Annotated in this window: 21 protein-coding genes, 1 other RNA gene and 1 pseudogene; 9 read left to right on the forward strand and 14 right to left on the reverse strand. The window is 65.5% G+C overall.

The genetic code is table 11. The features are described from left to right. Nucleotides 1-11: 11 nt before the first annotated feature. The gene (locus ACNFH5_RS18505; protein ID WP_416748393.1) at nucleotides 12-1,103 is read left to right on the forward strand and encodes a chlorophyllase/cutinase-like alpha/beta fold protein; all 1,092 of its coding nucleotides are present in this window, start codon (nucleotides 12-14) and stop codon (nucleotides 1,101-1,103) included. 292 nt (nucleotides 1,104-1,395) lie between these two features. Here the strand turns inward: ACNFH5_RS18505 and ACNFH5_RS18510 are convergent, their stop codons facing one another. Together ACNFH5_RS18510 and ACNFH5_RS18515 are read right to left on the reverse strand one after the other, a co-directional pair. Next, on the reverse strand, nucleotides 1,396-1,791 hold the full coding sequence (locus ACNFH5_RS18510) for a GFA family protein (RefSeq protein WP_416748395.1): 396 nt from the start codon (nucleotides 1,789-1,791) through the stop codon (nucleotides 1,396-1,398). A 29-nt stretch (nucleotides 1,792-1,820) separates the two neighbouring features. Beyond that, nucleotides 1,821-2,516, reverse strand: a complete 696-nt coding sequence (locus ACNFH5_RS18515) for a TetR family transcriptional regulator (RefSeq protein ID WP_416748397.1) — start codon at nucleotides 2,514-2,516, stop codon at nucleotides 1,821-1,823. A gap of 76 nt (nucleotides 2,517-2,592) precedes the next feature. Here ACNFH5_RS18515 and ACNFH5_RS18520 point away from each other — a divergent pair. Both ACNFH5_RS18520 and ACNFH5_RS18525 read left to right on the forward strand, forming a co-directional pair. Continuing rightward, nucleotides 2,593-4,184, forward strand: a pseudogene (locus ACNFH5_RS18520) (flavin-containing monooxygenase). Beyond that, nucleotides 4,181-5,071 (forward strand): SDR family NAD(P)-dependent oxidoreductase, encoded by an 891-nt coding sequence (locus tag ACNFH5_RS18525; protein WP_416748399.1) that lies wholly within the window; start codon nucleotides 4,181-4,183, stop codon nucleotides 5,069-5,071. The pseudogene ACNFH5_RS18520 and the gene ACNFH5_RS18525 overlap by 4 nt, the downstream one beginning before the upstream one ends. A gap of 94 nt (nucleotides 5,072-5,165) precedes the next feature. Here ACNFH5_RS18525 and ACNFH5_RS18530 read toward each other — a convergent pair whose 3' ends face one another. Both ACNFH5_RS18530 and ACNFH5_RS18535 read right to left on the reverse strand, forming a co-directional pair. Next, nucleotides 5,166-5,978 (reverse strand): class I SAM-dependent methyltransferase, encoded by an 813-nt coding sequence (locus ACNFH5_RS18530; protein WP_416748401.1) that lies wholly within the window; start codon nucleotides 5,976-5,978, stop codon nucleotides 5,166-5,168. 29 nt (nucleotides 5,979-6,007) lie between these two features. After that, nucleotides 6,008-6,280 carry a DUF4242 domain-containing protein gene (locus tag ACNFH5_RS18535; protein WP_416748403.1) on the reverse strand — a complete coding sequence of 91 codons (273 nt, stop codon included), beginning with the start codon at nucleotides 6,278-6,280 and terminating at the stop codon, nucleotides 6,008-6,010. A gap of 182 nt (nucleotides 6,281-6,462) precedes the next feature. Here ACNFH5_RS18535 and ACNFH5_RS18540 point away from each other — a divergent pair, with 182 nt between their 5' ends. Continuing rightward, entirely contained in the window at nucleotides 6,463-6,996 is a 534-nt protein-coding gene (locus ACNFH5_RS18540; RefSeq protein ID WP_416748405.1) for an OsmC family protein, read from the forward strand. Continuing rightward, complete coding sequence (locus ACNFH5_RS18545; protein ID WP_416748408.1) at nucleotides 6,996-7,970, forward strand: AraC family transcriptional regulator; 975 nt, start codon at nucleotides 6,996-6,998, stop codon at nucleotides 7,968-7,970. The genes ACNFH5_RS18540 and ACNFH5_RS18545 overlap by 1 nt, the downstream gene beginning before the upstream one ends. A 96-nt stretch (nucleotides 7,971-8,066) precedes the next feature. Here the strand turns inward: ACNFH5_RS18545 and ACNFH5_RS18550 are convergent, their stop codons facing one another. After that, entirely contained in the window at nucleotides 8,067-9,215 is a 1,149-nt protein-coding gene (locus ACNFH5_RS18550; RefSeq protein ID WP_416748410.1) for an acyl-CoA dehydrogenase family protein, read from the reverse strand. Nucleotides 9,216-9,290: 75 nt separating this feature from the next. Beyond that, nucleotides 9,291-10,259, reverse strand: coding sequence for a transcriptional regulator FtrA (ftrA, locus tag ACNFH5_RS18555; protein ID WP_416748412.1), 969 nt, complete (start codon nucleotides 10,257-10,259; stop codon nucleotides 9,291-9,293). Nucleotides 10,260-10,352: 93 nt separating this feature from the next. Between ftrA and ACNFH5_RS18560 the strand changes: the two genes are divergently transcribed. Together ACNFH5_RS18560 and ACNFH5_RS18565 are read left to right on the forward strand one after the other, a co-directional pair. Continuing rightward, complete coding sequence (locus ACNFH5_RS18560) at nucleotides 10,353-10,796, forward strand: rhodanese-like domain-containing protein (RefSeq protein ID WP_416748414.1); 444 nt, start codon at nucleotides 10,353-10,355, stop codon at nucleotides 10,794-10,796. Then, nucleotides 10,784-11,263, forward strand: a complete 480-nt coding sequence (locus tag ACNFH5_RS18565; RefSeq protein ID WP_416748416.1) for a GNAT family N-acetyltransferase — start codon at nucleotides 10,784-10,786, stop codon at nucleotides 11,261-11,263. Before ACNFH5_RS18560 ends, ACNFH5_RS18565 begins: the two co-directional genes overlap by 13 nt. Here the strand turns inward: ACNFH5_RS18565 and recR are convergent. From recR to dnaX, 3 genes are all read right to left on the reverse strand, one after another. Next, complete coding sequence (gene recR / locus ACNFH5_RS18570) at nucleotides 11,260-11,859, reverse strand: recombination mediator RecR (protein ID WP_416748419.1); 600 nt, start codon at nucleotides 11,857-11,859, stop codon at nucleotides 11,260-11,262. The genes ACNFH5_RS18565 and recR overlap by 4 nt on opposite strands. Before the next feature lie 128 nt (nucleotides 11,860-11,987). Continuing rightward, complete coding sequence (locus ACNFH5_RS18575) at nucleotides 11,988-12,314, reverse strand: YbaB/EbfC family nucleoid-associated protein (protein ID WP_017516839.1); 327 nt, start codon at nucleotides 12,312-12,314, stop codon at nucleotides 11,988-11,990. Between the two features lie 177 nt (nucleotides 12,315-12,491). Then, nucleotides 12,492-14,669 carry a DNA polymerase III subunit gamma/tau gene (gene dnaX, locus ACNFH5_RS18580; protein ID WP_416748422.1) on the reverse strand — a complete coding sequence of 726 codons (2,178 nt, stop codon included), beginning with the start codon at nucleotides 14,667-14,669 and terminating at the stop codon, nucleotides 12,492-12,494. A gap of 152 nt (nucleotides 14,670-14,821) precedes the next feature. Between dnaX and ACNFH5_RS18585 the strand changes: the two genes are divergently transcribed. After that, nucleotides 14,822-15,544: a substrate-binding periplasmic protein gene (locus tag ACNFH5_RS18585; RefSeq protein ID WP_416748424.1), complete on the forward strand. Its 723-nt coding sequence runs from the start codon at nucleotides 14,822-14,824 to the stop codon at nucleotides 15,542-15,544. 59 nt (nucleotides 15,545-15,603) lie between these two features. Here ACNFH5_RS18585 and ffs read toward each other — a convergent pair. Beyond that, an RNA gene (gene ffs, locus ACNFH5_RS18590) (signal recognition particle sRNA small type) lies at nucleotides 15,604-15,700 on the reverse strand. Nucleotides 15,701-15,941: 241 nt separating this feature from the next. Between ffs and ACNFH5_RS18595 the strand changes: the two genes are divergently transcribed. Further along, on the forward strand, nucleotides 15,942-16,310 hold the full coding sequence (locus ACNFH5_RS18595; protein ID WP_416748426.1) for a hypothetical protein: 369 nt from the start codon (nucleotides 15,942-15,944) through the stop codon (nucleotides 16,308-16,310). A 6-nt stretch (nucleotides 16,311-16,316) separates the two neighbouring features. Here the strand turns inward: ACNFH5_RS18595 and ACNFH5_RS18600 are convergent, their stop codons facing one another. From ACNFH5_RS18600 to zipA, 4 genes are all read right to left on the reverse strand, one after another. Then, nucleotides 16,317-16,694, reverse strand: a complete 378-nt coding sequence (locus tag ACNFH5_RS18600) for a hypothetical protein (protein ID WP_416748428.1) — start codon at nucleotides 16,692-16,694, stop codon at nucleotides 16,317-16,319. A gap of 67 nt (nucleotides 16,695-16,761) precedes the next feature. After that, nucleotides 16,762-17,064, reverse strand: coding sequence for an HU family DNA-binding protein (locus ACNFH5_RS18605; RefSeq protein ID WP_416748676.1), 303 nt, complete (start codon nucleotides 17,062-17,064; stop codon nucleotides 16,762-16,764). Nucleotides 17,065-17,093: 29 nt separating this feature from the next. Next, complete coding sequence (gene ligA / locus ACNFH5_RS18610) at nucleotides 17,094-19,481, reverse strand: NAD-dependent DNA ligase LigA (protein WP_416748430.1); 2,388 nt, start codon at nucleotides 19,479-19,481, stop codon at nucleotides 17,094-17,096. A gap of 88 nt (nucleotides 19,482-19,569) precedes the next feature. Beyond that, nucleotides 19,570-20,460, reverse strand: a complete 891-nt coding sequence (zipA, locus tag ACNFH5_RS18615; protein WP_416748432.1) for a cell division protein ZipA — start codon at nucleotides 20,458-20,460, stop codon at nucleotides 19,570-19,572. Nucleotides 20,461-20,620 lie beyond the last annotated feature (160 nt).

Consider the following 20,620-nt stretch of genomic DNA (forward strand, 5'->3'; position numbering starts at 1 on the left):
AAGGTGCCTCCATGCGTCGCAACCGGTTGATTCCGGCGTTCCTCGCTGGCCTGCTGCTGAGCTCCCTGCTGAGCAGCGGCATCGTTAATGCCGGTGACATCCTGCCGCCAACCCAACCGCTGCAGGGCCCAGGCGGATCGCACTACGCCCATGCCGACGTCCGCCAATGGCACTTCACCGCCGAGGGCAACGAGTACTGGGTCTTCACCCCGGACCGCCCCGTCCCTTCCAGCGCGCCCGTCGTGGTCTTCACCCACGGTTGGAGCGTGATGCAACCCGACCTCTACCGCGCCTGGATCGAGCACATCGTCCGGCGCGGCGCCATCCTTATCTACCCGCGCTACCAGGCAACGCTGAAGACACCCGCGGCGGAGTTCCTGCCCAACGCCGCCAACGCCGTACGCCGCGCCATCGCCGACCTGCAGGCTGGCAAACTGGAGGTGCAGCCGGAGCTCGAACACGCCGCCTATATCGGCCACTCGGCAGGCGGATTGATCGCCAGCGGGTTGGCGGCATCCTGGCAACGTCTGGGCCTACCGAAACCGCGCGCGCTGATGGCGGTGGAACCCGGCAAGAGCAGAGGCCAACGCTGGCGGCAGGTGCCGCTGGAGCCACTGGCCGGCATTCCCGCCGGCACCCTGCTGCTGGCGCTGTGCGGCGATGAGGACGAGCGCGTCGCCTGCGATGACGCCCGGCGCATCTACTCGGAAAGCTCCCAGGTCGCACCGCGTGACAAGGACCTGCTCCTGCTGCGCAGCGACCGCCATGGCAGCCCGCCGCTGCTGGCCAACCACGCAGCCCCGACCGCACCACGCTTCGACCCACGCTACCCGCCCAGCGACTCATCCAGTTGGCTGCTCAACCGTGTGCAGGAACGCGTGAAGCAGCGTCTGAAGCAAGGCCTGCCATCGGCGCATAACGCGCTTGCCACCGATGCAATGGACTGGTTCGGGTACTGGAAGCTGTTCGATGCCCTGTGCGATGCAGCCTTCCATAGCCAGGATCGCGACTACGCCCTGGGCGGCGGACCGGCGCAACTGTCCATGGGGCGCTGGAGTGATGGGACGCCCGTAAAGACTATCCAGCGCCTGTCGGCGCCCTGAACACCGATTGGTGGCGAGGCGTTTCCCTGTAAGCGCAACGGTCTTCGTCTGGAAGTCCGCACCGATGCATCTCCCTCAAGCGCTGTGGTACCCCGTAGGAGCAACGGTCTTTTCCCGAATCCTCGGTGCCGTTCGTCCCTCTCCCCCGCCCTGAAGGGAGAGGGTGCTATCCGTGCCGGCTGACGCCAGAGCTTCCTCCTGTACCGAATGGCCCCCTTTCCCTTCGGAGCGGGGCGCGTAGCCAGGGTTAGGGAGAGGGCAGGCGCCCGTGCAGCGCTCCTACAAAAGCCGGCTAACCCTCGGTCCGCCGCGGCAGGTCATCCACGGTATCGAACCAAGACAGCTGCGAAGAACACCACACATGGCACTGCGGCTTGATCAGCTCTGGCTCGTCCAGCGTGACGATGTTGAGTCCTACCGTCTCGCCGTCGCGCACGCGGAACTCCATTGGCGTGCCGCACTTCAGGCAAAAGCGCCGCTCGCCGTCCTCACTGGAGCGCCACATGCCCAGCTCACCGGCTGTATAGGCAAAGCCCGTCAGTGGAATCACCGCCCACGGCACCGCTGGCGCGGCGTTGGATTTCTGGCAGATGCGGCAATGACAGTAGCCGGCTTCTTCCGGCTCGGCATCCACCCGGTAGCGCACCGCGCCGCAGGCGCAGCCGCCGAACAGGGGCAAGGGCAACATGGCAGTCTCCTGAACGAATCCGGAAAACCTCAGAGCCTAGCCAGCATGCCGAAGGTCTGCAGCACCGCCACGCCGGTGAAGAGCAACAGGATTTGTCGCTCGGCCAACGCGCAGACTTCCTCGCGCTGCTCCGACGGGCGCTCAAGAAAATCCAGTGACTGCTGGAACAACTGCCGGCTGATCAGCCGCGAGAGCGAATCCAGTTCGCTCGCATCGACATCCGGCAGCAGGTGGAACTGGCGGATGTCCTCGGCCATGTCCTCACCGAACTCGTCCATCACCCGTGCCAGCGCCGCACGCAGCAACGGCGACGGTCCGTGCAACTCGCGCACGCCGATGATGAAGGCCTGTGGGTTGCGCTCGACGAAATCGAAGAACAGTCGCACGGTCTCGCGGGTCACGCGCTGGCCGCGCGCAAGGTCCAGACCAAAAGGCACATTGGCGGCACCCTCCCCCGGCCGCGCACGCTCGGCGGCCTCACGGCGCAGGTCGCGCAGCGGCTGACGCAGCTGGGTGGCAATATCCCGAATGATCGCCAGGCCCAGGTCATCCACATCACCGAAGTGTCGATAGAAGGTGTTCGGGTTCAGCCCTGCCTCCCGCGCCAGCTCCCGCAGCCCGAGGCTGCTCAGGCTGCGCCGGGTGGCTGCCAGGCGCAGCGCGGCGTCGATCAGCGCGCGTTTTCCGGCGGCTTCCGTTGGCCGTTCTTCCTGTCCGATTTGCATGAGTCTGGTACCCGGCCCCACCTAAGGTTGGTTGTCGCCGAAGTATACAGATGTCTACATTCCATCTCGTAGACAGTTGTATACGCCAGCAATAATCATAACAGGAGCGTGGCCATGAGTACGGTTGTAAGTACCCAACCAAAGACTGCCCCCAGACACTGCAAGGTCGCCATCATCGGTACCGGGTTCTCCGGCCTCGGCATGGCGATCCGCCTGAAGCAGGAAGGCGAGAACGACTTCCTGCTGTTCGAGAAGGACGCCGGCGTCGGCGGCACCTGGCGGGTCAACAACTACCCCGGCTGCGCCTGCGACGTGCAGTCCCACGTCTATTCGTTCTCCTTCGAGCCGAACCCGGACTGGACGCGCATGTTCGCCCGCCAGCCGGAAATCCGCGCCTACCTGGAGAACTGCTGGAAGAAGTACCGCCTGGAAGACAAGACGCTGCTCAACACCGAGATGGCGCGTTTCGAGTGGAACGAGGAACAGCAGCTCTGGCACCTGTTCGATGCCGCCGGTAACCACTACACCGCCAAGGCCGTGGTTTCTGGCATGGGGGCCCTGTCGATCCCTTCCATCCCGGCGCTCAAGGGCCTGGAGAACTTCCAGGGCAAGGCTTTCCACTCCCAGCAGTGGGACCATGACTACGACCTCAAGGGCAAGCGCGTCGCAGTGATCGGCACCGGTGCCTCGGCCATCCAGTTCGTCCCGGAAATCCAACCGCTGGTGGCCAAGCTCGACCTCTACCAGCGCACCGCGCCGTGGATCCTGCCCAAGCCAGACCGCGCCATCAGCGAGAAGGAACGCGCGCGCTTCCGCCACTTCCCGGCGGTGCAGAAACTCTGGCGCGGCGCCCTCTACAGCATGCTCGAAGGCCGCGTGCTGGGCTTCACCTTCGCGCCCTGGGCGATGAAACTGGTGGGCAAGCTGGCCGAGCGCTTCATCCGCCAGCAGATCAAGGACCCGGACCTGCGCCGCAAGCTGACCCCGGACTACACCATCGGCTGCAAGCGCGTGCTCATGTCGCACAACTACTACCCGGCGCTGGCAGCTTCCAATTCCTCGGTGATCGTCGACGGCATCCGCGAGATCAAGGCGAGCAGCATCATCACCGCCGATGGCCGCGAGCGGCAGGTGGACGCCATCATCTTCGGCACCGGCTTCACCGCCAACGACCCGATCCCGCGCGGCGTGGTATTCGGCAAGGGCGGCGTGGACCTGCTCGACACCTGGAAGAACGGCCCCGAAGCCTACAAGGGCACCATGACCCGCGGCTTCCCCAACCTGTTCTTCCTCATGGGCCCGAACACCGGCCTGGGCCACAATTCGATGGTCTACATGATCGAGTCGCAGATCGCCTACGTGCTGGGCGCCATCAAGCTGATGGATCGCCGCGAACTGCAGAGCGTCGAAGTGAAGCAGGAGGTGCAGGAGCGCTGGAACGAGAAGCTGCAGCGCGGCCTCAACCACAGCGTGTGGAACACCGGCGGCTGCAAGAGCTGGTACCTGCACCCCGTGAGCGGGCGCAACTGCACCCTGTGGCCGGGCTTCACCTGGCGCTTTCGTGCGCTGACCAGCCAATTCGACCCCAGCGCCTATCATCTGAAAGCCAAGCCGCTGTCCAGCCCTGTCGTCCAACCCCAACGCCACGCAGAAGAGGTGCCGGCATGAAGAACTTCGAGAACAAGGTCGCCGCCATCACCGGCGCAGGCTCCGGCATCGGCCGCGCCCTCGCCGTCGAACTGGCCTCCCGTGGCTGCCACCTGGCCCTGGCGGACGTCAACGCCGCCGGCCTCGAGGAAACCCGCCAGTTGCTCTCCTCTTCCGGCGTACGCGTGTCCATCGACACGGTGAACGTGGCCGACCGCGAGCAGGTGCACGCCTGGGCCGACAAGGCCGCCCGCGAACACGGCAAGGTCAACCTGGTGTTCAACAACGCCGGCGTCGCCCACGCCGGCACCGTGGAAGCCAGTGACTACGAAGAGTACGAGTGGATCACCAACATCAACTTCTGGGGCGTGGTGTACGGTACCAAGGCCTTCCTGCCGCACCTCAAGGCCTCCGGTGACGGCCACATTGTCAACGTCTCCAGCGTGTTCGGCCTGTTCTCCCAGCCGGGCATGAGCGCCTACAACGCCACCAAGTTCGCCGTGCGCGGTTTCACTGAGTCGCTGCGCCAGGAGCTGGACATGGAGCGCGGCGGAGTCTCCGCCAGCTGCGTGCACCCCGGCGGGATCAAGACCAACATCGCCAAGACTGCACGGATGAACGACAGCATGGTCAAGGTCACCGGGCAGAACGCTGAGCAGGCCCGCACGCAGTTCAACGACCAGCTGCTGCGCACCACCCCGCAGAAGGCCGCCCAGGTGATCATCCGCGGCGTGGAGCGCGATTCGCGGCGCATCCTCATCGGCCCGGACGCCCACGCCATCGACGTGATGCTGCGGCTATTGCCGGTCTGGTACCAGAAAGTGGTCACCGGCACCATGAAGCTGGCCAAGCGCTTCGCGCCCAAGCCCAAGCGCAAATCGGCCGCCGAAGGGTACGAGGCCAAGTAACGCGTCCGCGCACAGAGTCCCTTTTTCCCTCTCGGGCCGGCGCCCATCCCCCTTACCCCCGGATGGGCGCCGTTTTTTGCTGGTCGTTACTGGATCAGCGACGGGTCGCCACCACCTCCAGGTATTCACTGGGAATCACCAACGATTCCGGAGCGGCGCGGTTGCAGCGCTCCAGCAACTGGGTGAGGTCACGCTCCAGCAACGCCGCATCGGCTTCGGGCAGCGCGGCAAATGCCTTGTGCACGGGCCCGTACCAGGTCCGGAACACTTCCAGGAAGTGCGCCGCCGAGCGATAGCGGAAGTTGAAGGTCTGCCGCGTGGCACTCAGTTCGCTGATCGAATCACCGAACAGTTCGTGCAGGTACTCCTCACGCCCCCAGCCCGATGGCGGACGCACGCCCGGCGCAGGCGGGATGTAACCCGACAACACCTTGAACACCTGGCCGATGAAACCTTCGGGCGTCCAGTTGGCGAGGCCAATGCGCCCGCCGGAACGGCAGACACGCACGAGCTCGGCGGCAGCCTGGGGTTGGTCCGGGGTGAACATCACGCCGAAGGTGGAAACCACGGCATCGAAGCTGCCTGCCTCGAAAGGCAATGCTTCGGCATCGGCCTCACGGAACTCCACAGCCAGGTGCTCGGCGCGGGCGCGCTCGGCACCCAACTCCAGTAGCCGCGGAACATAATCGGTGGACATCACCCGACACCCACGCCGCGCGGCGGCCAGGGTGACGTTGCCGTTGCCGGCGGCGACGTCCAGTACGTGCTCATCGCAGAGCAGGTCGCAGGCTTCGGCCAGGCGTTCGCCGACGATCTGCAGGGTGGTGCCGATCACGGCGTAGTCGCCGCTGGCCCAGGTGGCCATCTGGCGTTGCTTCAGGGCATTGAGGTCTACAGCGGTATTCATTTGTCGGTCTCCTGACGAGCAAGGCGCGTTCATTCGGCGGTAGTCGGATCGAGGGTGGTGACGACCTGCGATATCCGATTGGCCGGGAAGCCGCCCAGTCGCGCGTGCTCTCGCACGGCAGCTTCGTCGGGGGCGATGTACAGGCAGTAGATACGATCCGCGACCACGTAGCTGTGCAACCACTGCACCTGGGGCCCCAGCTGGCTCAGGACGTTGCAGGACCTCTGCGCGATGGCCTGGAAATCGCGGGCAGTCAGGGCTCCGGCGCCAGGGACCTCGCGCTCGATAACGAACTTCGGCATGACACTCTCCATAAGGTGGGATAGAGCGGGTACCGCGACATCCCGCACCTTCATGCTGCGCCGCCGTCGCAGTGGCGTCCTGCTCCAGCGTCGGCCTTCCCTGTCCGATCGTCCGGCGGCCCGTCACGGCTGCGCTTTCGCGCCCAGACTTCGAGAAGAACCTCGCCCGGAGGGACCTTCCCATGAGTTCGGAGAACATCCTCGCCGCCCAGCAGCGTCTGGAACGCCTGGTACGCCAGCGGCCTGGCGTGGCGCTGGTGCAGGAGACGCCCGCCATCGCGCAGTGGGAAGGCGCGGGCAAGACCAATACCCGGCACCCGGACGGCAATGTCATCCACACCGGCCTGCCCCGAGAGCTCGGAGGCGATGGCGAGCGGGTCAGCCCCGGCTGGCTGCTGCGCGCCGCCATGGCCTCTTGCGCGGTCACGCGCATCGCCATGCTGGCCAACGAGAGAGGCATCGCGCTGCAGAATCTGGAGGCCGAGGTGGACTCCGTCACCGACGTGCATGGGCTGCTGGGGCTCAGCCGGGAAGACGGCCAGGCCGCCTCGCCCGGTCCGGCGCAGGCCCATCTGCAAGTACGCATTGCGGCGGCAGGTGTGCCGCCAGAACACCTGCGCGAACTGGTCGCCGAGGCCACCCAGCTGTCGCCAATGGTCGCAGCCTTCCGCGACGCCGTACCGGTCCGGCTGGACATCGATACCGGGTCGGCCTGATGGACGCGCTTTCCGAAACCCTGCGGGTCGTGCGGCTGGTCGGCGCGATCTTCATCAACGCGCGCTTCACCGCGCCTTGGTGCTATCAGTCGCCGCGTGCGGATTCGGTGGTCAACCTGCTGGAGCCCGGCGCCGAACAGGTGGTGATCTTCCATCTGATCACCGAGGGCGAGTGCTTCGTCGAGATGGGCAAGGCGGAGCCTGTGCGGCTGGTGGCAGGTGACGCGGTGATATTCCCCCAGGGCCACGCCCATCGCATGGCCTCGCAACCGGGCGTCCCGCCGGCCACAGGGGCGCGACTGGACGCGGTGCTGGCCCGGCGGCCCCGCCAATTGGCCTATGGCGGCGGGGGTGCGACGACAAGGCTGGTGTGTGGCTACCTCGCCTGCGACGCACGACTGGCAAGGCTGCTGCTCGCGGGGCTGCCAGCGCTGGTGAAGGTCAACGTACGCGGATCAGCGGCGGGCGCCTGGCTGGAATCCTCGGTGCGCTATGCACTGGCCGAGGCACGCTCCCCTCGCCCGGGCGGCGCCGGTGTGCTGGCCAAGCTGGCGGAAGTGCTGTTCATCGAAGTGCTGCGCCTGTACATGGAGGAACAGGGTGAAGGTCACAGCGGCTGGCTGGCCGGGCTGCATGACCGCATCGTCGGCAGCGCGCTGGGCGCCCTGCACAAGGCGCCGGCGCACCCCTGGAGCCTGGAGGAGCTGGCCCGTAGCGCGGGGACTTCGCGCTCGGTACTGGCCGAGCGCTTCCAGGGCCTGGTGGGCTGCCCGCCCATGCAGTACCTCACCCAATGGCGCATGCTGCTGGCGGCCAACCTGCTGCGCGGCAGCAATGCCCCACTGGCGCGGATTGCCGAAGACGTCGGCTACCAGACAGACACCGCCTTCAGCCGCGCCTTTCGTCGTGAATACGGCTGCCCACCGGCGGCGTGGCGTCGCAGCCAATCCACCGTCGCACGCCCTTCCTTGTAGGCGCGAGCGTGCTCGCGAACGGTTTTCCGGCAAACCAACGCCAGACGGGTTCGCGAGCAAGCTCGCTCCTACAGAAAAGCCCTCCGGACAGCGCTCCTACAACCCCATCTGCTTGGCGATGATCTCGTTCATGATCTCCCGCGTACCGCCGCCGATGGAGAGGATGCGGTTGTCGCGGTACAGCCGCTCCACCAGGCTCTCGCGCATGTAGCCCATGCCGCCCAGCACCTGCACCGCGTCGTAGGTCACCCGGTCGGCCACGTCCGTGGCGAAGTTCTTGGCCATGGAGATTTCCTTGATCACGCTTTTGCCGGCAGCCATGTTCGCCGCCTGACGGTAGGTGAACTCGCGGGACACTTCGACTTGCGTGGCCATCTCCGCCAGCCGGTGCTTGAGCACCTGGAACTTGCCGACCGGCTTGCCGAACGCCTCGCGCTCGCGGCTCCAGGCCAGCGCCTCGTCCAGCGCCAGCTGCGCGGTCATGTTGGCCATGATCGCCAGCGCCAGGCGCTCGCTCTGGAAGTTCGCCATGATGCAGGCGAACCCCATGTTCTCTGCGCCAATGAGATTCTCCACCGGCACCTTGCAGTCGTCGAAGAACAGTTCGGCGGTATCCGATGCCCACCAGCCCATCTTCTTCAGCTTGCGGCTGACCGTGAAGCCGGGCGTACCCTTCTCCACCAGCAACAGGCTGACGCCGCCAAAGCCATCGCCGCCAGTGCGCACGGCCACGGTGTAGTAGTCGGCACGCACGCCGCTGGTGATGAAGGTCTTGCTGCCGCTTACACGGTAGTGGTCACCGTCGCGCACGGCGCGGGTCTTCAGGCTGGCGACATCGGAGCCGCCGGACGGCTCGGTGACCGCCAGCGCCATGATCTTCTCGCCGGCCAGCACCTGCGGCGCGATACGCTCGCGCAGTTCCGGGCGGCCCCACTTGATCAGCGGCGGCAGGCCGATATCCAGCGAGCCCAGGCCCGCCACAAGACCGCCGGAACCGCAGCGCATCAGTTCTTCGCTGGCCGCCACCTTGGCGAACAGGTCGCCCTCGTGGCTGCCACCGAGCGCTTCCGGATAGCCGATACCGAGGATGCCGGCCTCGCCCGCCTTGCGGTAAAGCTCGCGGGGAAACTCCTCGGCCTCCTCCCAGTCGGCGACGTGGGGCAGGATTTCCCGTTCGACGAAGCGCCGCACGCTGTCGCGGACCAGGCGGTGGCTGTCATCGAAGTATTCGCTGAACACGGACATGGCAAGGCTCCAGACGGTTTGCCTGAAACTTACCGAGCGCTTGCTTGGTTTTCAAGGCGAGACACCCGCCATCGACTAGGACAGATGCGCCGCCCCGAACCGCTCGCGGTAGGCCGACGGCGCCACACCCGCCGCCCCTCGGAAGGCATTACGAAAGCTTTCAACGGTACCAAAGCCGCATTGCTCAGCTATCCGCTCGACGCTATCGGCGCTGCTTTCCAGTAATTCGCGGGCGCGCAGCATGCGCTCGTGCTGCAACCAGGCCTTGGGCGTCATCCCCGTCGCCTCGCTGAAACGGCGCAGGAAGGTGCGCTCGCTCATGGCCACGCGGCTCGCCAGTTCACCGACGGCAATCGACCGGTGCAGCCGTTGCCGGGCCCAGTCCAGCAGCCCCGCGAGATCATGCCTGGGCGCCTGCGCCACCGGCGCGGGGATGAACTGCGCCTGGCCACCGCCGCGCTGCGGCGACATCACCAGGCGCCGCGCCACGGTATTGGCCACCTGCGCGCCGAAGTCACGCGTCACCAGGTGCAGGCAGGCGTCGATACCCGCGGCGCTGCCGGCCGAAGTGATCACCTGCCCGGCATCCACGTACAGCACCTGGGCATCGACTTCGATGGCCGGGAAGCGCGTTGCCAGCTCCTCGGCGTAGCGCCAGTGCGTGGTCGCGCGCTGGCCATCCAGCAATCCCGTGGCAGCGAGGACGAACACGCCGGAGCAGATCGACAGCAGCCGCGCTCCTTCGTCGTGGGCCTTGCGCAGCGCCTGCACCAGCTCGGCGGAGGGCGCCTCGGCACGATCACGCCAGCCCGGCACGATGAGAGTACCCGCCGTGTCGAGTGACTCCAGCCCACCGTCGGCCAGCACACGGATGCCACCCAGTGCCCGCATCGGTCCGTCGTCCACGGCAACGACCCGGTGGCTGTACCAGGGGAATTCGAACTCCGGACGCGGCAGGCCGAAGATCTCCACGGCGATGCCGAATTCGAAGGTGCACAGGCCGTCGTAGGCGAGAACGGCAACTTCCAGGGGATTGCGCGGCATTTGGCGGAAAACTTCCGATCACTGTCCAGGCCGCCACTGTAGCCGGCTTTCGCCTCGCCTTACAGTGGCCCTGTCTTCCACAGGAGCCCCACCATGCCCAGCCTCGTCAGCCAGTTCCCCGCCGCCCTGCCCGCCGACGCCCTCGCGCACTTCAGCCATCGCCTGGCTTTCGAGACCGACTGTTCGGACGTGAACGACGCCCTGCAGAACGGCGAACAGGATTTCGTCCTGCTTGATGTGCGAAACTCCGCCGCCTTCGCCCGCAGCCACGTGCCCGGCGCGCTGAACCTGCCGACACGGGAGATCGACGCGCGGCGCATGGCGCAGTTCGCACCGGGCACCCTGTTCGTCGTCTACTGCGCCGGCCCGCACTGCAACGGCGTGCACCGCGCAGCCGCGAAGCTCGCGGCGCTGGGTTTGCCGGTGAAGGAGATGATCGGCGGGGTGACCGGCTGGCTGGATGAGGGCCTGGCGCTGGTCAGTGCCGAGGGCCACGAGCAACGTAGCCAGACAGAAGGCGTCTCGTGCGCCTGCTGAGCATTCGCGAGGCACGGCCGGACGATGTTCCAGCCGTGCTCGAGTTGATGCGCGCGCTGGCGGAATTCGAAGGTTATCTCGACGACTTCGTGGTGGACGCCGACGCCCTGCTCACACGCGCCTTCGGGCCGGCGGCGCAGTGCCAGGTGTTCGTCGCCGAGACCGACGCGATCTGCGGTTACGCCGTCGTCCAGAGCCTTGCCTTCACCTTCGATCTACGCCCGAGCGTTCGACTCAAGGAGCTATATGTCGTCCAGGGACAGCGCGGCGGGGGCGTAGGCGGGCAATTGATGCGGCGCATTGCCCAATGGGCGCTGGAACAAGGCGCGGGCCGCGTGCTTTGGGATGTGTTGGCCGGCAATGACGCGGCAGAACGCTTTTATTCGCACCTGGGCGGCCGGCGAGAAAGCCAGTGGATTGCCTACCGGATGGATGATCGCGAGCTGCTGCGCCTTGCCGGCGGTTAGCTGCTGATCGGTCGACGCCCCGCCAGGGCGTGAGCCAGCGTACCGCCGTCGACCAGTTCCAGCTCGCCACCCAGCGGTACGCCGTGGGCGATGCGCGACAGCACCAGATCGCCGCCGCCGAGCAGCTGGGCGATGTAGTGGGCAGTCGCCTCACCCTCCACCGTGGGGTTGGTGGCGAGGATGATCTCGCTGAAGTTGCCGGCCTTGATCCGTGCTTCCAGCTCGGGAATACCAATAGCTTCCGGGCCGAGGCCATCCAACGGCGACAGGTGCCCCTTGAGCACGAAGTAGCGGCCGCGGTAGCCGGTCTGCTCGACGGCGAACACGTCCAGCGGGCCCTCCACCACGCACAACACGCTGTCGTCACGGCGCGGGTCGGTGCACTGCGGGCAGTACTCGTCCTCGGACAGGGTGCGGCACTGCTTGCAATGACCGACGCCCTCCATCGCCTGGGTCAGCGCCTGGGCCAGGCGCAAGCCGCCGCTGCGGTCCCGCTCCAACAGCTGCAGCGCCATACGCTGGGCACTCTTCTGCCCTACTCCGGGCAGGGTGCGCAGGGCATCGATCAATTGGCGGATCAGCGGCGTGAAGCTCATGGGGCGGTCTCAAGTTTTGGGAGGGTCAGAACGACTGTAGGAGCGAGCTTGCTCGCGAACCCTGCCCAGCCGCGAGGGCCGGTAGAGCGTTCGCGAGCAAGCTCGCTCCTACAGGGGAAGAGCCTGGATCAGAACGGCATCTTGAAGCCGGGCGGAAGCTGCATGCCGGCGGTCATGCCGGACATCTTCTCCTGGTTGTTCTGCTCGATCTTGCGCACGGCGTCGTTCACCGCGGCAGCGATCAGGTCTTCGAGGATTTCCTTGTCTTCCTGCATCAGGCTGTCATCCAGGGAGACGCGCTTGACGTCGTGGCGACCGGTCATCACCACGCTCACCAGGCCGGCGCCGGATTGACCGGTCACTTCGGCGTTGGCCAGCTCTTCCTGCATCTTCTGCATCTTTTCCTGCATCTGCTGGGCCTGCTTCATCAGGCCGGCCATGCCACCTTTCATCATGTCGAGTTCCTCGATTCGTTCAGTCGTGGAGAAAGTCAGAGCCTGTTCGCGGCCTCGCGAGCTAGAGCAGAACTAGGCGAAAGCGAGCGAGGGAGCGGAGTTTACACCCAGTAAATGAGCATCCCTCGCTTGCTTTCAACGACGTTCTGCCGACGCGCAGCAGGTCGCGGGCTGGCCTCAGGCCTTCGCCTCCAGGGGTTCAATGGTACCGTCGCGGACAACCGCGGCGAACTGTTGCTTCATCTGTAGCACATAGGGGTCGGCGGCAATCGATGCCTCGGCCTGACGCTGACGCTCGGCGCGCTTGCGTGCGGCGGCCTGGGCCGGGGTTTCCTGCTCGGGCTTCTGCTGGGTGACCTGCAGGGTCAGGGTGCGCCCATGGAACTGGTTCAGCGCATCGTTCAGGCGACGCTGCTGGGTCGCGTTGAATAGCGCGCTCTGGCCCGGGTCCAGGTGCAGGTGCCAGTTGTCGCCATCCACCGCCACCAGCGTGCAGTTGGCACCGATGCTGGCAGTCAGGCCGGCCAGGCCCAGGCGCGGGAACAGGTCGAGCCACTCGGCGGCAAGGCCGGTCGCGGGCATGGCAGCGGGCTCGGGTTCCGGTTCGGCCTGCTCCTGCGGCGCCTCGTTCTCGAGATAGCCGTAGGACTCCATGTCGACTTCGTAGTAGTCCTCGGCCGGCGGCGGCTCGTCGTCGCGATCGTCGTCCTCGGCCAGGGTTGCGGCCACGACCGGGGCCGGTACTTCCACCGGTGCCGGGGCAGCAGCTTGCGCAGGAACGGCCTCTACCGCTGCAGGTGCAGCAGGCGCGACCGGTGCGGGAGTGGCGGCAGCCGGTGCAGAGGGTTCGTCCCATGGCAGATCCACAGGCGCTTCGGCAACCGGCGGCTGCGGCTCGACGGCCGGCGCCGCAGGCTCTGCGGCGACGACCACTTCCGGCTGCACCTCAACCGGCGCGGGAGCGGCCTCGACCACCGGCGCAGGAGCCACGGCAGGCACAGCCTCCACGACCGGAGCGGGAGCTGGGGCTGGGGCTGGGGCTGGGGCTGGGGCTGGGGCTGGGGCCACCTGAGGCTGCGGCGCAACAGCGGCCGGCGCAACCTCGGCGGCCGGAGCTACAGGAGCGACCGGCGCAGGCGCACTGGGCGATGGAGCAATGGATGCAACCGGCGCTGCAACGGCAGCGCCGGCCACTGGGTTCGGGTTGGAATCAGCCGTGGCCTTGCTGATCCCCAGGTCCTTTAGTGGTGACCTGGGCGCGCCGTCGGCATCGGCAGGACGAAATGCCAGCATGCGCAGCAGCACCATCTCGAAGCCGCCACGGGGATCGGGCGCCAGCGGCAGGTCGCGACGGCCGATCAGGCCCATCTGGTAGTAGAACTGCACGTCTTCGGCCGGCAGCGCCTGGGCCAATGCCAGCACGCGGTCGCGGTCACCCTGGCCGTTGTCCACCGCCTCGGGCAGCGCCTGGGCAATGGCCACGCGGTGTAGAACATTGAGCATTTCGGCCAGCACGCCACCCCAGTCCGGGCCTTGCTCGGCCAGGTGGCGGACGGCTTCCAGCAGTGCCCGGGCATCGCCTTCGAGCAGTGCATGGAGCACGCCGTAGACCTGACCGTGATCCAGGGTACCGAGCATGGCACGCACGTCGGCGGCCAGCACCTTGCCTTCGCCGAAGGCAATGGCCTGGTCGGTGAGACTCATGGCGTCACGCATGGAGCCATCGGCCGCTCGGCCGAGCAGCCACAGCGCATCATCCTCGAATGGCACGTTCTCGGCGCCCAGGACGTGGGTCAGGTGCTCCACCACGCGCTCCGGCGGCATGTTCTTCAGGGAGAACTGCAGGCAGCGCGAGAGAATGGTCACCGGCAGCTTCTGCGGATCGGTAGTCGCCAGCAGGAACTTCACGTGGGGCGGTGGCTCCTCCAGGGTCTTCAACAGGGCGTTGAAGCTGTGGCTGGAGAGCATGTGCACTTCGTCGATCAGGTAGACCTTGTAGCGCCCGCGGGTCGGCGAGTACTGCACGTTGTCGAGCAGCTCTCGGGTGTCCTCGACCTTGGTGCGGCTGGCGGCGTCCACTTCGATGAGGTCGACGAAGCGGCCTTCATCGATCTCGCGGCACACCGAGCACTGACCGCAGGGAGTCGAGCTGACGCCGGTCTCGCAGTTCAGGCACTTGGCCAGGATGCGCGCAATGGTGGTCTTGCCTACGCCACGGGTACCGGTGAACAGGTAGGCGTGGTGCAGGCGCTGGTTGTCCAGCGCGTTGATCAGGGCCTTGAGCACATGGGTCTGGCCGACCATTTCGCGGAACGAGCGCGGACGCCATTTGCGGGCAAGAACCTGATAACTCATTGAAATCCATCGCGACAGGTGAGCAGAAGTGCGCTAATCCTAGCGAAGCGGACCGTAAATTGCACCCGATGTCCGCACCGGTCGTTGTCGCATCTTGGCAAGGGCCGGGCTACACGGCATTGTGTTGTCGTTCTGCCATCAACGGAGCCTTGATGCGCTTCCTTGCCACCGCCCTGCTGCTGACCGCCACCTTCGCCCAGGCCGACGACCGTCCCCTGCGCTTCTCAGTGGTCGACAGCTGGGCGATGCCCCTGGCGCAGATCGAGAATGGCGAACTGACCGGCGGCATCATGTTCGAGCTGTTCAACGAGGCGGCGCGCGAGTTGCGCCGCCCTGCTGCCTTCCACATCGTGCCACGTGCGCGCATCGAACAGGCCCTGCTCAGCCACAGCGTGGACGTGCGCTGCTACGTGTCGCGCACCTGGATCGAGCACGAATTCAACGACTACCGCTGGACCGCGCCACTGATGGTGCAGCGCGACCTGCTGGTAGTCCGCGACGCTCCGGCCGACAGGCTGGAAACCCTGCCCAGCCAGTCCGTCGGTACCGTGCTGGGTTATCACTACCCACGTCTGCAGCCGCTACTGGACAGCCACTGGCTGACCCGCGACGACGCACGCAATCAGGAACTGGTGCTGAAGAAACTGCGCATCGGCCGCTATCAGTACGCGATCAGCAGCGAGTTCGCGCTGAACTGGTTCAACCGTGATTTGCCGGAGGCGGAGCGTCTGAGAATCGCCAGCGTGATCGAGGAGACACCGCTGTCGTGCATGGTGCTGGATGCGCCAGACGTCCGCGCCGACGAGGTGCTCTCGGTGCTGGCGAAAATCAAGGCGTCGGGAAAGATCGAGCAGATCCTGGATCACTATCGCTGAGGCGATACGCGTATCGACAGGAGGGACGGCAGATTTTCCTGCCCCCGAAATGGAGGCGGCCCCGCCAGCCACACCCCGGCACACAATGTCCCCGCCTTGGCTGCTTCCTTCCGGACCTGACCAGGTAAGCGAGTAATCGTTGCGGGGGGACCGACAGGGCCACCATCGCGAGACTCGCCAGATCGGCGAGCCGCGCCATTGTAGCGGCTTGCGCGCAAGTTACAAGTACTTCAAGCACTTAGCGCAGCCCTTCAGGCAATTCCTGACCTCCATCACGAATTGGAGAAACCATTAAAGGAATCGCCCTACAAATGATTAAGAAAATTCGAGTTACGCCGACGCTTAGGGAAGAGCCCGCCGATCAATGGCGGACCACGACCGAGCGAGGAATGCCGACATGCCAATTGCCCTGCGATCCACCACCCTCATTGCCCTGTTCTTCTCCGCCCCCCTAATGGCCTATGACGGCATCATTCGCTTCAGCGGCGCCGTAGTCGAGCCGACGTGCCAGGTAGGCCTGAGCGACATCACCGCCCGTAGCGCGCGGGTGAATCTGAGTGACTGCAACCAGGCGATGACGATGATGCTGAACGAGCCGCGCGGCTCACTGCCGAGCGTGAGCTACCGCCTGACCGATGTGCAGGGTAAATCGCTGGGGCAGGCAATCACCGCCAATGGTGGCGTCGACAGCATCATCCACGACATCGCCAAGGGTGGCGTCGCCGCGGACAAGCGCAATGTGGTGCTGGTGGCCGAATACCTGTAAGGGGCGTTACTGCCCCTGCAGCAGCCCCTCGGGCCGAGGCTGGGTGGAGACTTCCAGGTTCGGCCCGATGAACAGGTCCATCTTGCTGTAGCCCGGGCGGGTGCTGAAGGTGGAATAGCGCTCCGCGCCCTGATGGAACTGGAAGGCCACGCGGTACTCATCCGAACGCAGCAGGCGCAGCGGGAAGGCACGCGCCTCGCCCGGCTTGATCTCGCCCGCGAGGGTTTCCTCGCCGTTTTCCTTGAAGCTATAACTCACCGCCGGCCCGCCCACTCCTTCGTAGTGAAGGACGATCTGCGGACGCTCGCTCCACGCCACGTAGGCCCCGAACAGCAGCACCAGCGCCCCAACGCCGAGCAGGCGCTGCTTTCTTGCCTTGTCCATCTCGCTCTCCGTCAGCGGATGGCTCGCCCCGTCCTGCGCCATGCATGGGCCGGGACGAGCCTGCCGGTCAGTTCAGGCTGTCGACCAGAGCCTTGGCGGGCACCAGGCGTACCGCCTTCTTCGCGGCGATCTCGATGGTCTTGCCGGTCTGCGGGTTGCGGCCGGTGCGCGCAGCGCGCTCGCTGACCTTGAGCTTGCCGATACCCGGCAGGGTCAGTTCGCCATCGTTCTCCAGGGCGTCCTGGGCGATCTGCGCCAACTGGTCGAATACACCGCGTACGGCGGCCTGGGTCAGGTCGAGGGATTCGGCGATATCGCGAACCAGTTGGTCCTTGGTCATGGGCATGGAGTGACTCCTTGATGCGTTGATCTTGATTCTTTGATCGGAAGAAAGGCGTGTCAGGCGCCGATGCCATGGTCGGCCAGCAGCTTGACCAGCTGCTCTTCGTCCATCACAGCGACGCCAAGTTCCTGGGCCTTGGCCAATTTTGACCCCGCTCCCGGTCCGGCAACGACGCAATGTGTCTTTGCCGACACCGAACCGGCCACCTTCGCGCCCAGGCTTTCGAGTTTTTCCTTGGCAATGTCGCGGCTCATGGCCTCCAGCGTGCCGGTCAGCACCCAGGTCTGGCCCGCCAACGGCAAGCCTTCGACTACCTTGCGCTCGCTGCGCCAGTGCATGCCGAACTCCGCCAGTTGTGCCTCGACGGCCTTGGCACGCTCGACGCGGGCTGCATTCGCGAAATACTCGCGCACCGACTGCTTGGCCTTCTCGTTCACCCCCTTGAGGGTGCTGAGGTCCAGCCAGTCCTGGCTGAGGGTGATGAGCGCATCGAGACTACCCGTGCGGTCTGCCAGTTTTTCCGCGCCGGTGGCGGCGATAAAGGGAATGTTCAGCTTGTCGATGAAGCCCGCCAGCGTGGCGACGGCGGCGAACTCGGCAGATACATCGCCCTCGTCCTGCAGTTCGATGCCGCGCTCCAGCAATTGCTCGATGACGCTGCGGTTGTGCTCATCATCGAAGAAATTGTGAATTTCGTAGGCCACTTCGCCGCCAACATCCGGCAGGTAGGTCAGCACTTCCGGCAACGCCTTCTGGATACGCGCCAGCGAACCCAGGGAGCGTGCGAGCAGCTTGGCGGTTTCCTCGCCCACGTCCGGGATACCCAGGGCGAAGACGAAACGCGCCAGCGCGGGCTTACGGCTTTCGGCAATGGCAGCGAGCAGGTTGCGCGTTGAGACTTCGGCAAAGCCTTCCAGCTCAATGACCTGCTCGAAGGTCAGGGTGTAGAGATCGGCAGGCGATTTCACCAACCCCTTGTCCACCAACTGCTCGACGATCTTGTCGCCGAGGCCGTCGATGTCCATGGCGCGGCGCGAGACGAAGTGGATGATCGCCTGCTTGAGTTGCGCCTGGCAGAACAGCCGGCCAACACAACGGTAGATGGCGCCCTCGCTGACCGACTCCTTGCCCTTGCTGCGCTTGACCAACTGGGTGCGCTCGACCTGCGAGCCGCATACCGGGCACTGGGTGGGGATTTCTACCGGGCGCGCGTCTGCCGGGCGGCGCTCGGAGACGACCTGCATCACCTGCGGGATCACATCGCCGGCGCGGCGAATGATCACGGTGTCGCCGATCATCAGGCCCAGGCGGGCGACTTCATCCATGTTGTGCAGGGTGGCGTTGGACACGGTCACGCCAGCCACCTGTACCGGCTTCAGGCGCGCCACCGGCGTCACGGCGCCAGTGCGGCCGACCTGGAATTCCACGTCGAGCAGCTCGGTGAGTTCTTCCCGTGCCGGGAACTTGTGGGCAATCGCCCAGCGCGGCTCGCGGGCGCGAAAGCCCAGCTCACGCTGGAAGTCGATGCGGTTGACCTTGAACACCACGCCGTCGATCTCGTAGGCGAGACTGTCGCGGCGTGCACCGATGTCTTCGTAATAGGCGCGACAACCTTCGACGCCCCTGGCCAGTTTCAGCTCGCGGCTGATCGGAATACCCCAGCCCTTCAGGGCTTCGAGGATATCGACCTGGGTCCCCGGCAGTACGCCGCCTTCGACACGGCCGAAGCCGTAGCTGCAGAACTCCAGCGGGCGGCTGGCGGTGATTTTCGAATCCAGCTGGCGCAGGCTGCCGGCCGCGGCGTTGCGCGGGTTGGCGAAGGTCTTGCCGCCGGCCTCCATCTGCCGCTCGTTGAGCGCATCGAAACCGGCCTTGGACATGAACACTTCGCCACGTACTTCCAGCACCGCCGGCCAACCCTCGCCCTTCAGGCGCAGCGGCACGTTGCGGATGGTGCGCACGTTGACGCTGATATCTTCCCCAGTAGTGCCGTCGCCACGGGTGGCGCCGCGGGTCAGCACGCCGTTCTCATACAACAGGCTGACTGCAAGGCCATCGAGTTTGGGCTCGCAGCTGTACTCCACCTCGGCGCCGCCACCGAACAGATCGGAAGACGGCAACTGATCGGCAAGGCCTTCGCGCACGCGGCGGTCGAAGTCATTCAGGTCCTGCTCCTCGAAGGCGTTGCCCAGGCTGAGCATTGGCACTTCGTGGCGCACTTCGCCGAAAGCCGAGGCGGCCGCACCGCCCACGCGCTGGGTCGGCGACTCGGGAGTGATCAGTTCGGGATGCTCGGCCTCCAGCGCTTTCAGTTCGCGGAACAGGCGATCGTACTCGGCGTCCGGTACGCTCGGCTCGTCGAGCACGTAGTAGCGGTAGTTGTGGTCGTCGAGTTCGCTGCGCAGCTGGGCAATGCGTTCTGCTGCGGTCTGGGAGTCGGTCATGCGGGAATCTCGGGCGGCTGTTTCTGCTTGGGGTAAAAATGCGAAGCCCCAAGGGTCGCTTGGGGCTTCTGTGCAGCGTGCGGAAAGCTTAGCGCTTCTGGGTCAGGGCGCGTCGCTCGAAGTCGATGATGCGCTGACGGTAGTGCTCGATGGTCTGCGCAGTCATCACGCTGCGCTGCTCGTCCTTCAGCTCGCCATTGAGCTCCTGGGCCAGCTTGCGAGCGGCGGCGATCATTACGTCGAACGCCTGTTTGGGATGACGCGGGCCCGGCAGGCCAAGGAAGAAGCTCACGGCGCGGGTGCTGAACTGGTCGATGTTGTCCAGATCGAAGGTGCCCGGCTTGACCGCGTTGGCCATGGAGAACAGCACTTCGCCGTTGCCGGCCATGCTCTCGTGGCGGTGGAAGATATCCATCTCGCCGTAGCGCAGGCCGCTTTCCAGGATGTTCTGCAGCAGCGCTGGGCCCTTGAAGCCATTCTCGTCGCGGCTAATGACATTGATGATCAGCACTTCCTCGACCGGGGCCTGGGATGCCGAAGGAGCAGCCGCAGGGGCCGCGGGAGCAGTACGCTCCTTGTCCTTCTTGCGCTCTTTCTTCGGCTTTTCCTGGGAGGCTTCGTCCAGCGGATTGGGGAAGTCTTCCTCGTCCAGCGGGCCGAGCAGGTTCGGCGCCGGGTCGTCGAGGTTCAGGTCGCCCTGGCGCGGCTCGCCGCGGCGCTTGCCGCGCGACTCCTTGGCGCTGACCTTGGGCAGGTCTTCCTCGTCCAGTTCCGGCTCGCGGTGTTCGACCACTCGGGACGGCCCGAGCAGTTCCGGGTTGCCTTCATCTCCGTCATCAGGCTGGTTGGCAAATTGGCGATCCAGCTTGAAACGCAGCTTGCCCTTGCCACCCCGCATACGACGCCAGCCGTCGAACAGAATGCCGGCGATGACGATAAGCCCAATGACGATCAGCCATTCGCGCAGACCGATATCCATCTAATCCCGTAGCCCCTGAACAAAAAATGATAATGAAAAAAAGGACATCCTATCCCTTGAAAACGTGGAGCCAACTTCATGTTCTGACTGATGTTTTCCACGCGATACAAAAGTGGGCGTTAAGCTAACACGCTCTCACATAACTTTACACTGTCTGAGG

The sequence above is a fragment of the Pseudomonas sp. NY15435 genome (genome assembly GCF_048068295.1).
In the GTDB taxonomy this organism is placed as follows: domain Bacteria; phylum Pseudomonadota; class Gammaproteobacteria; order Pseudomonadales; family Pseudomonadaceae; genus Pseudomonas.

Bases quoted from the DNA above. Each gene is read 5' to 3' on its own strand.
- ACNFH5_RS18585 (WP_416748424.1), top strand. From the start codon at position 14,822: ATGCGCTTCCTTGCCACCGCCCTGCTGCTGACCGCCACCTTCGCCCAG.
- ACNFH5_RS18595 (WP_416748426.1), top strand. From the start codon at position 15,942: ATGCCAATTGCCCTGCGATCCACCACCCTCATTGCCCTGTTCTTCTCC.
- ACNFH5_RS18525 (WP_416748399.1), top strand. From the start codon at position 4,181: ATGAAGAACTTCGAGAACAAGGTCGCCGCCATCACCGGCGCAGGCTCC.
- ftrA (WP_416748412.1), bottom strand. From the start codon at position 10,259: ATGCCGCGCAATCCCCTGGAAGTTGCCGTTCTCGCCTACGACGGCCTG.
- ACNFH5_RS18510 (WP_416748395.1), bottom strand. From the start codon at position 1,791: ATGTTGCCCTTGCCCCTGTTCGGCGGCTGCGCCTGCGGCGCGGTGCGC.
- recR (WP_416748419.1), bottom strand. From the start codon at position 11,859: ATGAGCTTCACGCCGCTGATCCGCCAATTGATCGATGCCCTGCGCACC.
- dnaX (WP_416748422.1), bottom strand. From the start codon at position 14,669: ATGAGTTATCAGGTTCTTGCCCGCAAATGGCGTCCGCGCTCGTTCCGC.
- ACNFH5_RS18545 (WP_416748408.1), top strand. From the start codon at position 6,996: ATGGACGCGCTTTCCGAAACCCTGCGGGTCGTGCGGCTGGTCGGCGCG.
- ligA (WP_416748430.1), bottom strand. From the start codon at position 19,481: ATGACCGACTCCCAGACCGCAGCAGAACGCATTGCCCAGCTGCGCAGC.
- ACNFH5_RS18515 (WP_416748397.1), bottom strand. From the start codon at position 2,516: ATGCAAATCGGACAGGAAGAACGGCCAACGGAAGCCGCCGGAAAACGC.
- ACNFH5_RS18600 (WP_416748428.1), bottom strand. From the start codon at position 16,694: ATGGACAAGGCAAGAAAGCAGCGCCTGCTCGGCGTTGGGGCGCTGGTG.
- ACNFH5_RS18505 (WP_416748393.1), top strand. From the start codon at position 12: ATGCGTCGCAACCGGTTGATTCCGGCGTTCCTCGCTGGCCTGCTGCTG.
- ACNFH5_RS18540 (WP_416748405.1), top strand. From the start codon at position 6,463: ATGAGTTCGGAGAACATCCTCGCCGCCCAGCAGCGTCTGGAACGCCTG.
- zipA (WP_416748432.1), bottom strand. From the start codon at position 20,460: ATGGATATCGGTCTGCGCGAATGGCTGATCGTCATTGGGCTTATCGTC.
- ACNFH5_RS18550 (WP_416748410.1), bottom strand. From the start codon at position 9,215: ATGTCCGTGTTCAGCGAATACTTCGATGACAGCCACCGCCTGGTCCGC.
- ACNFH5_RS18560 (WP_416748414.1), top strand. From the start codon at position 10,353: ATGCCCAGCCTCGTCAGCCAGTTCCCCGCCGCCCTGCCCGCCGACGCC.
- ACNFH5_RS18535 (WP_416748403.1), bottom strand. From the start codon at position 6,280: ATGCCGAAGTTCGTTATCGAGCGCGAGGTCCCTGGCGCCGGAGCCCTG.
- ACNFH5_RS18530 (WP_416748401.1), bottom strand. From the start codon at position 5,978: ATGAATACCGCTGTAGACCTCAATGCCCTGAAGCAACGCCAGATGGCC.
- ACNFH5_RS18575 (WP_017516839.1), bottom strand. From the start codon at position 12,314: ATGATGAAAGGTGGCATGGCCGGCCTGATGAAGCAGGCCCAGCAGATG.